Raw genomic sequence first — 15,051 nt, 5'->3', positions numbered from 1 at the left:
AAGTTAAAAACCAGTATTGTACGTTATTTCCCCCGTAAATGTTCTAAATCGCGTACAATATAGCCATTATTCTTTTTAATTGGATACTTATCAAAATGAGCGACAACAAACTAAGCACCAAAGAAATTTTGGCCTTGAAAGCCCAAGCACACCACCTCCATCCCGTTGTTATGGTTGGCCAACAAGGTTTGACCGACTCCGTCATTAAAGAAACCGACGCCGCATTGACAGCACACGAATTGATTAAAGTCCGTGTTTTTGGCGATGACCGTGCAGAACGTATTGAAATTTGCAATGCCCTGTGTGAAACACTGGGTGCCCAACTGGTTCAACACATTGGTAAATTACTTGTTTTATGGCGTAAAAAACCGGACGAAGAGTAATTCGAACTGAACAAACAGCAGAAGTATTTTCTCAACCCACTTTATTCCATCTTCTGTTGTATTTATGCAGCATAAAACAATTTATTCCATTATTCTAAGTATAAAAATACAAATACGGTTGCCTGTTTTTGTAAATAACCCCAAAATTACAAAATCATAACGGCCGCATCCTGTCGGCCGATTATTTTATCCTTGAATCCTTCATAAATATAAAAAACGATGAATGCTCAACAATATGAAGAATCTTTTCTTCTGGCAAAAAAATTAATTACTCAAGACCCGCCTGACTTTGTGCAAGCTATTCCATTGCTCTGCGAGGCAGCAGAGGCGGGACATATCGAGGCTGCATTTCAACTGGCAGGATGCCTGTTCGAAAACCACGAAAACGAACAAGATTTGGCAATTGCAGTTGAATATTTAAAACAAGCGGCAAGAGCCGGTCATCCCTATGCCCGTTACAATCTTCTCCAATTACAAGAAAATAACGGCGCAGAAGTAGAAACGCTTATTTCAGCCTATCAAGAACTTGCCGAAGAAGGCTTGGTTCCGGCTCAGCTACGCCTGATGCGTTTATATGCGGATAGCGGCAATGAACAGCAAGCAGTCAAATGGGCATTGAAAGCTGCCGAGCAACACAACCCTCAGGCGCAATATTTCTTAGCCCAACACTACCAATACTCAAGCACCCCCGATTTAGAATATTCCCATAAACTCTACCAGCAATCTGCCGCACAGGGATTTATTGCAGCACACTGGCAACTTGGTCTTCAATATAAATTGGGGCAAGGTGTCGCACAAAATCCTGAAAAAGCAATCGAACATTTACGAATTGCCGCCAATTACGACATTGTTCCGGCTCAAACTTCTCTTGCAGAACTCTTATCGGCCTCAAACCCTGCCGAGGCATTAGAATGGTTTGAAAAAGCGGCAGAACAAGGAGACAGCAATGCGCATGTAGCGCTTGCCGAAATCTATCTTTTGGGAAAAAACACCGAACGAGACCCTCAAAAGGCCTATCAACATGCTAAGTCTGCTGCGGATCAAAATGACCCGGAAGGCTTGCGCCTTTTGGGAGATATCCATCGCTACGGATTGGGACGAGCAGTTGATGCAGACACCGCCCGTCAGTATTATCAACGCGCAGCCGACTTAGGCAATCTTGTCGCTTACCAAAAACTTCTTTCTGACAGCGCGTTGAATAACCAGCAAAACTACGAGCTGACCAAAGAAATCGCCCTCCAGCGCCAAGAGGCCGAGCGCCTATACAAACTGGCATTCGCGGCCCACTATGGTTTAAAACGCCAACAAAATTATGCCGAAGCACTGGAGCTATACCTTCAGTCTGCAGAACGAGGACACAGCAAATCACAAACCAATCTTGGCATGATGTATTACAGCGGACAAGGCGTACCTGTCGATTATGCCCAAGCGGCGAAATGGTTTGAAGCGGCAGCCAAACAAAGGGATACAATGGCTCAATATAATCTTGCCTGTCTGTATTACCACGGCCTGGGTGTAGAGAAAGACATCAATAACGCATGTTTTTGGCTGCAAGAAGCCATCCAACATGGACATGAGCAGCAAGATGTTCTCAAAGAGCTTTTAGCTCAATGGAAGCAATTTGCTCAAAAATCCTCTACAGTTTAAAGGCCGTCTGAAATTCTCAGACTACTAGATAAATGACATGCCCAGCTATTCAACCAGCCTGTGCATGTCATTTTTTTAATTTTCGCATCCTCAATCATCGTCTTCTTAGAATTTCACTCTTTCTTAACCTCTTTCAAAATCTTCAGACGGCCCATTCGCTTGTAAAAAATAACACGGTCTGAATTTTCTTTTTTAAACTCAAAGTCTAAATTTAATTTTCGATTTTAGACAAATTTTGAAAATTAATTTTCGTATCCGAATTTATTCATCAAAACAACAGAGACTTTTACCGTGTCTGTTTAATATTCCGATTTAAAAACCATCATAAGGGCACTCTCAAAAAATCATCAATTCAACCTCTACCCTTCTTATTAATATCAACAGCGCGATTTGCCAGTTTGCCCAATTACTGATAGCATTTGCAGGTTAGCCAGTTTGCAAAAAATTTTAATTTTTCAGAATTTTCATTTCTACATATAACGTATTGAAAATATTTAAATAATTAAAATTTTTTCGAATTTGACTCTTGGAATTTTCGTTTATAAGCCGTATTTGTTCACAAACGAAAATATCGGGGTACTACTCCGTCATTGAAAAACACTCAACACAAGGATAGATATTATGTCCACCCAATTACACGATGTTGACCCAATTGAAACCAAAGAATGGTTAGACGCGTTAAGCTCTGTTTTAGAATATGAAGGCAGCGAACGCGCCCAATACCTGCTGGAAAGTTTGGTCAAATACAGCCGTGACAAAGGCATCCGCATGCCTCACGGCACCACTACTCCATATTTGAATACTGTTTCCGTTGAAAACGAAAAAGGCATTCCCGGCGACCAAAACATCGAACACCGTATCCGTGCATTCGTTCGTTGGAACGCTGCCGCTATCGTTTTGCGCGCAGGTAAAAAAGATTTGGAATTGGGTGGACACATTGCATCTTTCCAATCAGCCGCCACTATGTACGAAGTCGGCTTCAACCACTTCTGGAAAGCTAAAGGTGAAGGCGAAGAAGGCGATTTGGTATTCTTCCAAGGCCACGTTGCCCCTGGTATCTACGCACGCGCTTTCGTTGAAGGCCGTCTGACTGAAGACCAATTGAACAACTTCCGTCAAGAAGTTGCCGGTCATGGTCTGCCTTCCTATCCTCACCCTCACCTGTTGCCTGACTTCTGGCAATTCCCAACCGTATCTATGGGTCTTGGCCCATTGATGGCGATTTACCAAGCCCGTTTCCTGAAATACTTGGAATCTCGCGGCCTAGCTAAAACCAAAGGCCGTAAAGTATGGGTATTCTGTGGCGACGGCGAAATGGATGAACCTGAAAGCCAAGGTGCTATTGCTCTGGCTTCACGCGAAGGCTTGGATAACCTGGTATTCGTCATCAACTGTAACCTGCAACGTTTGGACGGTCCAGTACGCGGTAACGGCAAAATCATTCAAGAGCTGGAAGGCAACTTTGCCGGCGCCGGCTGGAATGTTGTGAAAGTCATCTGGGGTCGTCGTTGGGACCGCCTCTTGGCAAAAGACAAAGATGGCATCCTGCGCAAACGTATGGAAGAGTGCCTGGACGGTGACTACCAAACTTACAAATCCAAAGACGGTGCATACGTTCGCGAACACTTCTTCAATACGCCTGAACTGAAAGCATTGGTCGCCGATATGACTGATGAACAAATTTGGGCATTGAACCGCGGTGGTCACGACCCTCAAAAAGTGTACAACGCTTACGACCGCGCAGTGAACCACGCCGACGGCAAACCTACTGTCATTTTGGCTAAAACCATTAAAGGTTACGGCATGGGTGCATCCGGCGAAGGTCAAAACGTTGCTCACCAAGCCAAGAAAATGGACAAAGCTTCTCTGAAACAATTCCGTGATCGCTTTGACATTCCTGTTACCGACGAGCAAATCGACAGTGGCAACCTGCCTTACCTGACTTTTGCTCCCGACAGCGAAGAATACAAATACCTGCATGCACGCCGTGAAGCTTTGGGTGGCTACCTGCCTCAACGCAAACCTACCCAAGAAGTTCTGGAAGTGCCTGAACTGTCAGCATTTGAGACTCAACTGAAATCCAGCGGTGACCGTGAATTCTCAACCACCATGGCTTTCGTCCGCATCCTGTCTACTTTGTTGAAAGACAAAAAAATCGGCAAACGCGTGGTGCCTATCGTTCCAGATGAAAGCCGTACGTTCGGTATGGAAGGTATGTTCCGTCAATACGGTATTTGGAACCCTAAAGGCCAACAATACACTCCTCAAGATAAAGACCAACTGATGTTCTATAAAGAATCTGTTGACGGTCAAATCTTGCAAGAAGGTATTAACGAACCAGGTGCTATGGCTGACTGGATTGCTGCTGCGACCAGCTACGCAAACAACGACTTTGCCATGATTCCTTTCTACATCTACTACTCTATGTTCGGTTTCCAACGCGTCGGCGACTTGGCATGGGCAGCAGGCGATATGCATGCACGCGGTTTCCTGCTGGGTGGTACAGCCGGCCGTACAACACTGAATGGCGAAGGTTTGCAACATGAAGACGGCCACAGCCACATTCAAGCAGATTTGATTCCAAACTGTGTAACTTACGATCCGACATTCCAATATGAAGTAGCCGTTATCGTACACGATGGCTTGCGCCGTATGTATGTTAACCACGAAGACGTGTTCTACTACATCACCCTGATGAATGAAAACTATACCCATCCGGACATGCCTGAAGGCGTAGAACAAGACATCCTGAAAGGTATGTACTTGCTGAAAGCCGGCGGCAAAGGCGATAAAAAAGTCCAATTGATGGGTTCCGGTACCATCCTGCAAGAAGTCATTGCCGGTGCCGAATTGTTGAAAGCCGACTTCGGCGTAGAAGCAGACATCTGGTCTTGCCCATCATTCAACCAGCTGCACCGCGATGCCATCGAAGTGGAACGCTTCAATCGTCTGAACCCATTGGAAACTGCAAAAGTACCGTTTGTTACTTCTCAACTGCAAGGTCATGACGGTCCGGTTATTGCCGCTACCGACTACATCCGCAGCTATGCTGACCGTATCCGTGCCTACATCCCTAACGACTACCACGTCTTGGGTACCGATGGCTTCGGTCGTTCCGACAGCCGTGCCAACCTGCGCAGCTTCTTCGAAGTTGACCGCTACAACGTTGCCGTTGCTGCATTGAGCGCTCTGGCCGAACAGGGCAAAGTCAGCAAAGAAACCGTTCAACAAGCCATTGAAAAATATGGTATTAAAGCCGATGCAGCTCCTAGCTGGAAACGCTAATTGATGTTTCAGACGGCCTGTTAACATTAGGCCGTCTGAAAACCAAATGTTTGAATGGTTTGAACAGACAAACTGTACCGATGCCGTGTGAAACAGTTTTCAGACGGCATCAAACTGAAAATATTAAAGGAACTCAAATGAGTATCGTAGAAATCAAAGTCCCTGATATCGGCGGTCATGAAAACGTCGACATCATCGCTGTAGAAGTTAAAGCAGGCGACACCATAGCCGTTGACGACACCCTGATTACTTTAGAAACCGACAAAGCCACTATGGACGTACCTGCCGATGCAGCCGGTGTCGTGAAAGAAGTTAAAGTTAAAGTTGGCGATAAAATCTCTGAAGGCGGCGTTATTCTGACCGTTGAAACCGATGCCGCCGCTGCCGATGCAGCCCCGGCTCCTGCAGCTCCCGCTGCCGCTCCTGCCGCAGCCCCTGCAGGCGGGGCAACTGTAAAAGTTGTTGTCCCGGATATTGGCGGTCATACAGATGTAGACATTATTGCCGTTGAAATTAAAGTTGGCGACACTGTTGCCGTTGACGACACTCTGATTACTCTGGAAACCGACAAAGCCACTATGGACGTACCATGTACAGAAGCCGGTGTTGTTAAAGCCGTATTTGTAAAAGTTGGCGACAAAGTATCTGAAGGTTCTGCCATTATCGAAGTAGAAACCGCCGGTTCCGCCGCAGCTGCTCCTGCTCCTGCCGCTCAAGCTGCCGCACCTGCACCAGCCGCTGCTCCGGCTCCTGCTGCTCCCGCACCAGCCGCTACGCCTGCTCCAGCTGCACCTGCAGCTGCCAAAATTGACGAAGCTGCTTTTGCCAAAGCCCATGCAGGTCCTTCCGCACGTAAACTGGCGCGCGAATTGGGTGTAGATTTGGGTCAAGTTAAAGGTACCGGTCTGAAAGGCCGTATCATGGGCGAAGACGTTAAAGCCTTCGTTAAATCCGTTATGCAAAGCGGTGCAGGCAAACCTGCCGCTGCCTCTTTGGGCGGTGGTCTGGACTTGTTGCCATGGCCTAAAGTTGACTTCTCTAAATTCGGCAGCGTCGAAGTTAAAGAACTGTCTCGCATTAAGAAAATCTCTGGTCAAAACCTGTCTCGCAACTGGGTTGTGATTCCTCACGTTACCGTACACGAGGAAGCGGATATGACCGAATTGGAAGAATTCCGCAAACAGCTGAACAAAGAATGGGAACGCGAAGGCGTGAAACTGTCTCCATTGGCCTTCATCATTAAAGCCTCTGTTGCTGCACTGAAAGCCTTCCCTGAATTCAACGCCTCTTTGGATGGCGACAACTTGGTGCTGAAAAACTACTTCAACATCGGTTTCGCAGCAGACACGCCAAACGGCTTGGTTGTTCCAGTAATCAAAGACGTGGATCAAAAAGGCTTGAAACAAATCAGCCAAGAGCTGACCGAATTGTCTAAAAAAGCCCGCGAAGGCAAGCTCAAACCACAAGAAATGCAAGGCGCATGCTTTACCATTTCCAGCTTGGGCGGTATCGGCGGTACAGGCTTCACGCCAATCGTGAATGCTCCTGAAGTTGCCATCTTGGGCGTGTGCAAATCCCAAATTAAACCGGTTTGGAACGGCAAAGAATTCGCTCCTCGCCTGATGTGCCCATTGAGCCTGTCCTTCGACCACCGCGTCATCGACGGTGCCGCCGGTATGCGCTTTACCGTATTCCTGGCTAACCTGTTGAAAGACTTCCGCCGCATTACTCTGTAATCCGAGCATTTTCAGACGGCCTTTTTACTCAGGCCGTCTGAAAAAAGAAGTCCGAACATCATTCAGAAAGATTAGACATGAGCTTAGTTGAATTAAAAGTGCCCGACATTGGCGGTCACGAAAACGTAGATATTATTGCGGTTGAAGTAAATGTAGGCGACACCATTGCTGTGGACGATACCCTGATTACTTTGGAAACCGATAAAGCCACTATGGACGTACCTGCCGAAGTTGCAGGTGTCGTTAAAGAAGTTAAAGTTAAAGTCGGCGATAAAATCTCCGAAGGCGGCTTGATTGCAGTCGTTGAAGCCGAAGGTGCGGCTGCCGCTCCTAAAGCCGAAGCACCAGCTGCTCCTGCGCAAGAAGCACCTAAAGCAGCCGCTCCTGCTCCTCAAGCTGCTCAATTCGGCGGTTCTGCCGATGCCGAATACGACGTAGTTGTATTGGGTGGCGGCCCTGGCGGTTATTCTGCTGCATTTGCCGCTGCTGACGAAGGCTTGAAAGTTGCCATCGTCGAGCGTTACAAAACTTTGGGCGGCGTTTGCTTGAACGTTGGCTGTATCCCTTCCAAAGCCCTGTTGCACAATGCTGCCGTTATCGATGAAGTGCGTCACTTGGCTGCCAACGGTATCAAATACCCAGAGCCTGAACTCGATATCGACATGCTGCGTGCTTACAAAGACGGCGTGGTTTCCCGTTTGACTACCGGTTTGGCAGGCATGGCCAAAGGCCGTAAAGTAGACGTTATCCAAGGCGACGGCCAATTCTTAGATCCGCACCACTTGGAAGTGTCGCTGACTACCGGCGACGTGTACGAGCAAGCGACTCCTACCGGCGAGAAAAAAATCGTTGCCTTCAAAAACTGTATCATTGCAGCAGGTAGCCGCGTAACCAAACTGCCTTTCATTCCTGAAGATCCACGCATCATCGATTCCAGCGGTGCACTGGCTCTGAAAGAAGTACCAGGCAAACTGTTGATCATCGGCGGTGGTATTATCGGTCTCGAAATGGGTACGGTTTACAGCACTTTGGGGTCTCGCCTGGATGTTGTTGAAATGATGGACGGCCTGATGCAAGGCGCAGACCGCGACTTGGTTAAAGTATGGCAAAAACAAAACGAATACCGTTTTGACAACATCATGATCAACACCAAAACTGTTGCTGTTGAGCCTAAAGAAGACGGCGTTTACGTTACTTTTGAAGGTGCAAATGCGCCTAAAGAGCCACAACGTTACGATGCCGTATTGGTGGCTGCCGGTCGTGCGCCTAACGGCAAACTCATCAGCGCCGAAAAAGCAGGCGTTGCTGTAACTGACCGCGGCTTCATCGAAGTGGACAAACAAATGCGCACCAACGTGCCGCACATCTACGCTATCGGCGACATCGTCGGTCAACCGATGTTGGCACACAAAGCCGTTCACGAAGGCCACGTTGCTGCGGAAAACTGTGCCGGCCATAAAGCCTACTTTGACGCGCGCGTTATTCCGGGTGTTGCTTACACTTCTCCTGAAGTGGCATGGGTTGGCGAAACCGAGTTGTCTGCCAAAGCTTCCGGCCGCAAAATTACCAAAGCCAACTTCCCATGGGCTGCTTCCGGCCGTGCAATTGCCAACGGTTGCGACAATGGTTTCACCAAGCTGATTTTTGATGCTGAAACCGGCCGCATCATCGGTGGCGGTATCGTTGGTCCTAACGGCGGCGATATGATCGGTGAAGTCTGCTTGGCGATTGAAATGGGCTGTGATGCCGCCGATATCGGTAAAACCATCCACCCACACCCAACCCTGGGAGAATCCATCGGTATGGCTGCGGAAGTGGCATTGGGCGTATGTACCGACCTACCGGCTCAGAAAAAGAAATAAGTTCACTCAAATAAAATTTGAACGAACTTGATGGAACAAAGGCCGTCTGAATGTTTCAGACGGCCTTTTTGCAAACAAGGAGACTTAATATGAAAAAAATCGAAGCTATTATCAAACCTTTCAAACTCGACGATGTACGCGAAATCCTGACTGAAATCGGCATTACCGGCATGACCGTCAGCGAAGTCAAAGGTTTCGGCCGCCAAAAAGGCCATACGGAAATTTATCGCGGCGCAGAATACGCAGTTGATTTCCTGCCTAAAGTGAAAATCGAATTGGTATTGGCTGACGACAAAGTCGATCAGGCTGTTGATGCCATTTTAGAAACCGCACATTCCGGCAAAATCGGTGACGGTAAAATCTTCATTTATCCGGTTGAAGAAGCTATCCGTATCCGTACCGGTGAACGCTCGGAAGCAGCGCTTTAATAGAAATCGCAAAACACAGAATACAAATGCCGTCTGAAAATAAGTCGTAGCGTGGTTTGCTCAGGACTTATTTTTCAGACGGCATTAATTGAATACCCCCCATTCTCTAAAGTCTATCCAAGTAAACCTATTATCGAAAACTTCACGCTATCAAGCATGGAGGAGTTCGAGGCAATGCTTCACCTGACCTTCGTGAACGACTTTACCGTATCAAATAACTCTTTCCAAAGCAGGGCTAACCCCAATCCCATACTTGCAAAACCTCAACGCCCTCCTTTTAAAATCAATTCTTCGCATTTTTTCCTATTCTTGTTGTTGCCTAACTTTTCAGACGACCCCTTTCTTTATCCAAACTCCGTTATAATGACGGCTTTAAAATTAATTTATCCAAAGACAGTCTTATCATGAAACACATCCACATTATCGGTATCGGCGGCACATTTATGGGCGGCGTAGCGGCTATTGCCAAAGAAGCAGGTTTTAAAGTCAGCGGTTGCGACGCAAAGATGTATCCGCCGATGAGCACCCAGCTTGAAGCCTTGGGCATAGACGTACATGAAGGTTTTGATGCCGCTCAATTGGACGAATTTAAAGCCGATATTTACGTTATCGGTAATGTTGCCAAACGCGGCATGGATGTGATTGAAGCCATTTTGAATAAAGGCCTGCCTTACATTTCCGGCCCGCAATGGCTTGCTGAAAACGTATTACACCATCATTGGGTACTCGGTGTAGCCGGCACACACGGCAAAACGACTACCGCCTCCATGCTCGCCTGGGTCTTGGAATATGCCGGTCTCGCTCCGGGCTTCCTGATTGGTGGCGTACCGGAAAACTTCAGCGTTTCCGCCCGTCTGCCACAACCCCCGCGCCAAGACCCTAACTCAAAATCCCCATTCTTCGTTATCGAAGCCGACGAATACGATACTGCCTTTTTTGACAAACGCTCCAAATTCGTACACTACCGTCCGCGTACCGCCATTTTGAACAATCTTGAATTCGACCACGCCGACATTTTTGCCGATTTGGGCGCCATTCAAACCCAATTCCATCATTTGGTACGCACCGTGCCGTCTGAAGGCCTCATCGTCTGCAACGGCCAACAGCAAAGCCTGCAAGATACTCTGGATAAAGGCTGCTGGACGCCCGTAGAAAAATTTGGTACCGAACAAGGCTGGCAGGTTGGTACCGTCCATGCCGACGGCTCGTTCGACGTACGTCATCACGGCGAAACAGTCGGACACGTCGCGTGGGAACTGATGGGCGAACACAACCGTATGAACGCCCTCGCCGTTATCTCCGCTGCACGTCATGCCGGCGTCGATATTCAGACGGCCTGCGAAGCTTTAAGTGCATTTAAAAACGTCAAACGCCGTATGGAAATCAAAGGCACGGTAAACGGCATCACTGTTTACGATGACTTTGCCCACCACCCGACCGCCATCGAAACCACTATCGAAGGTCTGCGCCAGCACGTCGGTAACGCACGCATCCTCGCCGTCCTCGAGCCACGTTCTAACACTATGAAACTCGGTACCATGAAAGCCGCCCTGCCCGCAAGCTTAAACAATGCCGACCAAGTGTTCTGCTACGCCGGTGGCGTGGACTGGGACGTCGCCGAAGCCCTCGCGCCTTTAGGTGACAAACTGCACGTAGGCAAAGACTTCGATGCCTTTGTTGCCGAAATTGTGAAAAATGCCGAAGCAGGCGATCATATTTTGGTCATGAGCAACGGCGGTTTCGGTGGAATACACGGGAAGCTGTTAGAAGCATTGAAATAGCCTTCTCCAATAACTAAGGCCGTCTGAAAAGTTTTCAGACGGCCTTTTATCATATGCCAATTTAAAATCTATATTTACAAAAAATGTTTTGGTAATACCCAAATAACACTCATCTATTATTTGCCCGTACATACTTGCTCAAGACCATTTTTCCATTATGCATTGCCAACCCACTCAAAAATCTGATAATAATGCAGACAACATCTAAGCCGTGCATATATCATGAAACACAAAATAGCCTTTAAGCCCATAGTTCTCAGTATTGCGCTTTCTATCCTTCTGATTACAACAGTTGTATTTTTTGCTCGTCATCACAATTCTATCCTAAGTATTAATACCGATTTCCTACAACAAAAAATTACCGAACCCAAAGGACCATCACCGAAAATCGTACAATCTGCGCGCAACCAAATCGGCAAAACCCTTCGTTACGACCCAGCTTACACGAAGCTCACTTATCCGATGGGAGATGTGCCGATATCAAAAGGCGTTTGCACAGACGTCATTATCCGTGCCTTGCGCGACCAAAATATAGATTTGCAAGATCTTGTTCATCAAGACATGAGCCGCAACTTTTCCGTCTATCCGAAACGCTGGGGTTTGAAACAACCTGATACCAATATTGACCACCGCCGCGTACCTAACCTAATGACTTATTTCACGCGTCAAGGCTGGGCAGTTCAAGATACAAACTATCAAGCTGGCGATATTGTAACTTGGGAACTGAAAGGCAACCGTCCCCATATCGGTATCGTCTCCGATCGAAAAATCGGAGACAGGCCCCTGATTATCCATAATATCGGTTCAGGAACCCGTGAAGACGATGTCCTCTACCGCTACACCATTACCGGACATTTCAGACTTCCCGTTCAATAAATCCTGGTGCTAAGCTCTAAATACTAGTTTTGCATCTGAAAAGCCATAGAGCAATAAAAAAGGCCGTCTGAAACAGTTTCAGATGGCCTTTTACTTACCTAACCCTCTTTATTTAACCGCAACCACCACATTTGCCGCAGCCACTGCTGCAGTCGCGTTTTTTCGGTTTGAACACGAATTTTCGCAAGAGGAAGAATACGCAGGCGAGCATAATCAAGCCGACGATAATATATTGAGTCATGACGATAGTATCCTTGAAGAAAGTTGGTAAACCACGAATGCGGCAAAATAAGCCATCAGGAACAAATAGCCTGTAATCATAAGCATATTTTTCGTGGATTTGGTTTCGCGTCTAATCACGGTCAAAGTCGCGGCACACATCGGAGCATACACATACCAAGCCAAGAAGGCAAAGGCGGTCGGCAAGCCCCAGTTGTTGTGTATGATGGGAATCAGTGCGTTTTGTACGGCATCTTCAGACGATGCGCTGACGGCATAAACGGTACCCAATGCGGCAACGACCACTTCGCGCGCGGCAATACCCGGAATCATGGCGATACACATTTCCCAAGTAAAGCCTAAAGGTGCAAAAAACGGCTGAATAGCATGACCAAGCGTACCTGCCAAGCTGTAATCGATGGCGGCACCGGTTGCGCCTTCAGGCGGTTGCGGCCAGCTTACCAAGCCCCACAGAACCACGGCCAATGCAAAAATAATGGTACCCGCGCGTTTCAGGAAGGCTTTTACCCTATCCCACAAGCTGGTCATGATGTGTTTGAAGTTAGGCGTACGGAAAGTCGGCAATTCCATCAAAAGTGGGAATTGTTGCACATTGCCTTTCATCCGCGCCAAGCGTTTCATGATATACGCCGCCAATGCAGCCGACAGAATGCCTACGATATAAAGAATAAACAATGTCAGGCCTTGCAGGTTGAAAATCCCACCCACTGTACGGTCAGGAATAACAGCGGCGATAATCAGCGCATACACTGGCAAACGTGCGGAACAAGTCAGCAACGGCGCAACCGCGATGGTAACAAGGCGTTCGCGCGGGTCGTTAATGGTACGCGCCGACATCACGGCAGGAACGGCACAGGCAAAGCTGGACAAAAGGGGAATAAACGAACGGCCGGACAAACCGCTTTTTGCCATGATGTTATCCAGCAGGAAGGCTGCACGCGGCAGATAGCCTGAGTCTTCCAATAGCAGGATAAAGGCAAACAAAATCGTAATCTGCGGCAGGAACACCAACACACTGCCCAAACCGGCAATGACGCCGTTGACGAGCAAGTCGCTGAGGATGCCCGGCTCCATGTTGGCGCCTATCCATTCGCCCAGCGCGGTAAAGCCACCTTCGATGGCGTCCATAATCGGCGCCGCCCATGTGTAAACCGCTTGGAACACCATAAACAGGATGACCAGCAGCATAATCATGCCCCAGACGGGGTGCAGCACGATGTCGTCGAGTTTTTTGTGCCATGCGGGCAGCGTCATCTGGGTGCGTACCACTTGTGCCAAAATCGATTCGACTTCTTGATAAAGTTTGTCGCTATCCAGCGCATCGAGCGTGCGTTCGGCAGAGGCGGGGTTTGCGGGAAAAGAGCGTTTGCGCGGCAGCTTCGCCACGGCTTCGCGTACAGCCTGTACGCCCGACGCGCTCACTGCAACTGTTTCCAAAACAGGTGCATCCAACAACTCGCTCAGTTTGGCCGCGTCGATATTCAAGCCCCTTTTGCGGGCCACGTCGCTCAAATTCAGCGACACCACCATAGGCAGTCCCAGCGTTTTCAGTTCCAAAATCATGCGCAGGGTCATACGCAGGTTGGTCGCGTCGGCAACGGCAATAATGGCATCGGGCGGAATGCCCATCTTGCCTACCATTACATCTTTCGCCACCGCTTCGTCGGGGCTGGTCGTGCGTAGGCTGTATGTGCCCGGCAGGTCGATAATGCGGACGGCCTCGTCGTCGAGGAAGGCGCCCTCGCGCTTATCGACAGTTACGCCCGGATAATTGGCAACCTTGGCATGTGAGCCGGTCAAACCGTTGAACAAAACGGTTTTGCCACAGTTTGGCGCGCCAATCAAGGCAAAATAGCTTAGTTCCATCATTTTTCCTTATTCTTTCAGACGGCCTTAAACGGCCTCAACGATACGACACATAATCTTCCCGGCCTCTTCCAAACGCAGGGAAAATTGAGATTGGTTACCCAAACGTACCGCAAACGGGCCTCTCCCAAAACCACCCACTGCAATCACTTGCAACGGCATTCCGCTGGAAAAACCCAAATCTGCAAGGCGACGGGTTACCAAGGTATCCAAATCACCAAAAACAGGATTGGAAACGATGGAATCAATATGTACGACTGCGCCTTTTTTCAGGCGCGACAAAGGAATGGTAGACATAAGCCTCTCTTTTCATTTGTTTTAAAAAATCAGATTATTAGAAATGTGAGAAGTGCTGACGAATGTGTGGCACATTTGAAAGGTTGGTTATGAGTGGCTATTTGCCCCTTCTTTCGATAAGTGCGGTTTGTTTGAATACTATTATTGTTTCTATTAATTATAAGGCGTTTTAATATAAAAATCAAATGTAACAAGATAAACTAAAAAGGCTGAAATCCTTTTATCATTAGAATTTCAGCCTTTTTATGCACTCAACAAACTAAAGGCCGTCTGAAAACTTTAAGACGGCCTTCAAAATAAAAAACCGAATCAAATCGGTTTTTTATTCCCATTCAGGGAAAGACTCTAAATTACAGAGCGTCTTTCAATGCTTTACCGGCACGGAATTTAGGAGTTTTAGCAGCAGCAATAGTCAAAGGCTCGCCAGTTTTAGGGTTGCGGCCTTGACGTTCGGCGCGTTCGCCGACGTAGAAAGTACCGAAACCGACCAGAGTAACAGTGTCGCCGTTTTTCAATGCGTTGGTTACGGCATTAGTAGTAGCATCCAAAGCTTTTTGCGCAGCAGATTTGGAAATGCCGGCCTCTTGAGCAATTGCTTCGATCAATTCAGACTTGTTCACAATTAGTCCCTTCCTATCGTAAAAAATGAT

Annotated in this window: 12 protein-coding genes; 8 read left to right on the top strand and 4 right to left on the bottom strand. The window is 47.8% G+C overall.

Going from position 1 to position 15,051, the window contains the following annotated elements; all coding sequences use genetic code 11:
* Window positions 1–95 precede the first annotated feature (95 nt).
* The 8 genes from yhbY (at window position 96) to ACTHSA_RS09250 (ending at window position 11,998) form a co-directional block, all read left to right on the top strand.
* A complete protein-coding gene (gene yhbY, locus ACTHSA_RS09285; RefSeq protein WP_049323205.1) occupies window positions 96–383 on the top strand; it encodes a ribosome assembly RNA-binding protein YhbY in 288 nt (95 codons plus the stop codon).
* Window positions 384–602: 219 nt separating this feature from the next.
* Complete coding sequence (locus tag ACTHSA_RS09280; RefSeq protein ID WP_070625326.1) at window positions 603–2,030, top strand: tetratricopeptide repeat protein; 1,428 nt, start codon at window positions 603–605, stop codon at window positions 2,028–2,030.
* A gap of 621 nt (window positions 2,031–2,651) precedes the next feature.
* Window positions 2,652–5,315, top strand: a complete 2,664-nt coding sequence (aceE, locus tag ACTHSA_RS09275) for a pyruvate dehydrogenase (acetyl-transferring), homodimeric type (protein WP_070625328.1) — start codon at window positions 2,652–2,654, stop codon at window positions 5,313–5,315.
* Between the two features lie 137 nt (window positions 5,316–5,452).
* Window positions 5,453–7,051, top strand: coding sequence for a dihydrolipoyllysine-residue acetyltransferase (gene aceF / locus ACTHSA_RS09270; RefSeq protein WP_070504889.1), 1,599 nt, complete (start codon window positions 5,453–5,455; stop codon window positions 7,049–7,051).
* A gap of 77 nt (window positions 7,052–7,128) precedes the next feature.
* On the top strand, window positions 7,129–8,913 hold the full coding sequence (gene lpdA / locus ACTHSA_RS09265; RefSeq protein WP_049344805.1) for a dihydrolipoyl dehydrogenase: 1,785 nt from the start codon (window positions 7,129–7,131) through the stop codon (window positions 8,911–8,913).
* An 89-nt stretch (window positions 8,914–9,002) separates the two neighbouring features.
* On the top strand, window positions 9,003–9,341 hold the full coding sequence (locus tag ACTHSA_RS09260; protein WP_003683576.1) for a P-II family nitrogen regulator: 339 nt from the start codon (window positions 9,003–9,005) through the stop codon (window positions 9,339–9,341).
* 404 nt (window positions 9,342–9,745) lie between these two features.
* Window positions 9,746–11,122: a UDP-N-acetylmuramate:L-alanyl-gamma-D-glutamyl-meso-diaminopimelate ligase gene (mpl, locus tag ACTHSA_RS09255; protein ID WP_049344804.1), complete on the top strand. Its 1,377-nt coding sequence runs from the start codon at window positions 9,746–9,748 to the stop codon at window positions 11,120–11,122.
* 222 nt (window positions 11,123–11,344) lie between these two features.
* Complete coding sequence (locus ACTHSA_RS09250; RefSeq protein WP_049333815.1) at window positions 11,345–11,998, top strand: DUF1287 domain-containing protein; 654 nt, start codon at window positions 11,345–11,347, stop codon at window positions 11,996–11,998.
* Window positions 11,999–12,110: 112 nt separating this feature from the next.
* Here the strand turns inward: ACTHSA_RS09250 and ACTHSA_RS09245 are convergent, their stop codons facing one another.
* The 4 genes from ACTHSA_RS09245 to ACTHSA_RS09230 all read right to left on the bottom strand — a co-directional run bounded on the left by ACTHSA_RS09245 (window position 12,111) and on the right by ACTHSA_RS09230 (window position 15,021).
* Window positions 12,111–12,239, bottom strand: a complete 129-nt coding sequence (locus ACTHSA_RS09245; protein ID WP_003683546.1) for a FeoB-associated Cys-rich membrane protein — start codon at window positions 12,237–12,239, stop codon at window positions 12,111–12,113.
* Complete coding sequence (gene feoB / locus ACTHSA_RS09240; RefSeq protein WP_063069033.1) at window positions 12,236–14,104, bottom strand: ferrous iron transporter B; 1,869 nt, start codon at window positions 14,102–14,104, stop codon at window positions 12,236–12,238. Before feoB ends, ACTHSA_RS09245 begins: the two co-directional genes overlap by 4 nt.
* A gap of 27 nt (window positions 14,105–14,131) precedes the next feature.
* Window positions 14,132–14,401 (bottom strand): FeoA family protein, encoded by a 270-nt coding sequence (locus ACTHSA_RS09235; RefSeq protein WP_049344802.1) that lies wholly within the window; start codon window positions 14,399–14,401, stop codon window positions 14,132–14,134.
* Between the two features lie 350 nt (window positions 14,402–14,751).
* Window positions 14,752–15,021 (bottom strand): HU family DNA-binding protein, encoded by a 270-nt coding sequence (locus tag ACTHSA_RS09230; RefSeq protein ID WP_003683413.1) that lies wholly within the window; start codon window positions 15,019–15,021, stop codon window positions 14,752–14,754.
* Window positions 15,022–15,051 lie beyond the last annotated feature (30 nt).

This window comes from Neisseria sp. P0008.S002, from assembly GCF_051962805.1.
GTDB lineage: Bacteria > Pseudomonadota > Gammaproteobacteria > Burkholderiales > Neisseriaceae > Neisseria > Neisseria perflava.
This window is presented reverse-complemented; position numbering and strand designations above follow the sequence as displayed.

Bases quoted from the DNA above. Each gene is read 5' to 3' on its own strand.
- feoB (WP_063069033.1), bottom strand. From the start codon at position 14,104: ATGGAACTAAGCTATTTTGCCTTGATTGGCGCGCCAAACTGTGGCAAA.
- yhbY (WP_049323205.1), top strand. From the start codon at position 96: ATGAGCGACAACAAACTAAGCACCAAAGAAATTTTGGCCTTGAAAGCC.
- ACTHSA_RS09235 (WP_049344802.1), bottom strand. From the start codon at position 14,401: ATGTCTACCATTCCTTTGTCGCGCCTGAAAAAAGGCGCAGTCGTACAT.
- ACTHSA_RS09250 (WP_049333815.1), top strand. From the start codon at position 11,345: ATGAAACACAAAATAGCCTTTAAGCCCATAGTTCTCAGTATTGCGCTT.
- mpl (WP_049344804.1), top strand. From the start codon at position 9,746: ATGAAACACATCCACATTATCGGTATCGGCGGCACATTTATGGGCGGC.
- ACTHSA_RS09245 (WP_003683546.1), bottom strand. From the start codon at position 12,239: ATGACTCAATATATTATCGTCGGCTTGATTATGCTCGCCTGCGTATTC.
- ACTHSA_RS09260 (WP_003683576.1), top strand. From the start codon at position 9,003: ATGAAAAAAATCGAAGCTATTATCAAACCTTTCAAACTCGACGATGTA.
- ACTHSA_RS09280 (WP_070625326.1), top strand. From the start codon at position 603: ATGAATGCTCAACAATATGAAGAATCTTTTCTTCTGGCAAAAAAATTA.
- aceF (WP_070504889.1), top strand. From the start codon at position 5,453: ATGAGTATCGTAGAAATCAAAGTCCCTGATATCGGCGGTCATGAAAAC.
- lpdA (WP_049344805.1), top strand. From the start codon at position 7,129: ATGAGCTTAGTTGAATTAAAAGTGCCCGACATTGGCGGTCACGAAAAC.
- aceE (WP_070625328.1), top strand. From the start codon at position 2,652: ATGTCCACCCAATTACACGATGTTGACCCAATTGAAACCAAAGAATGG.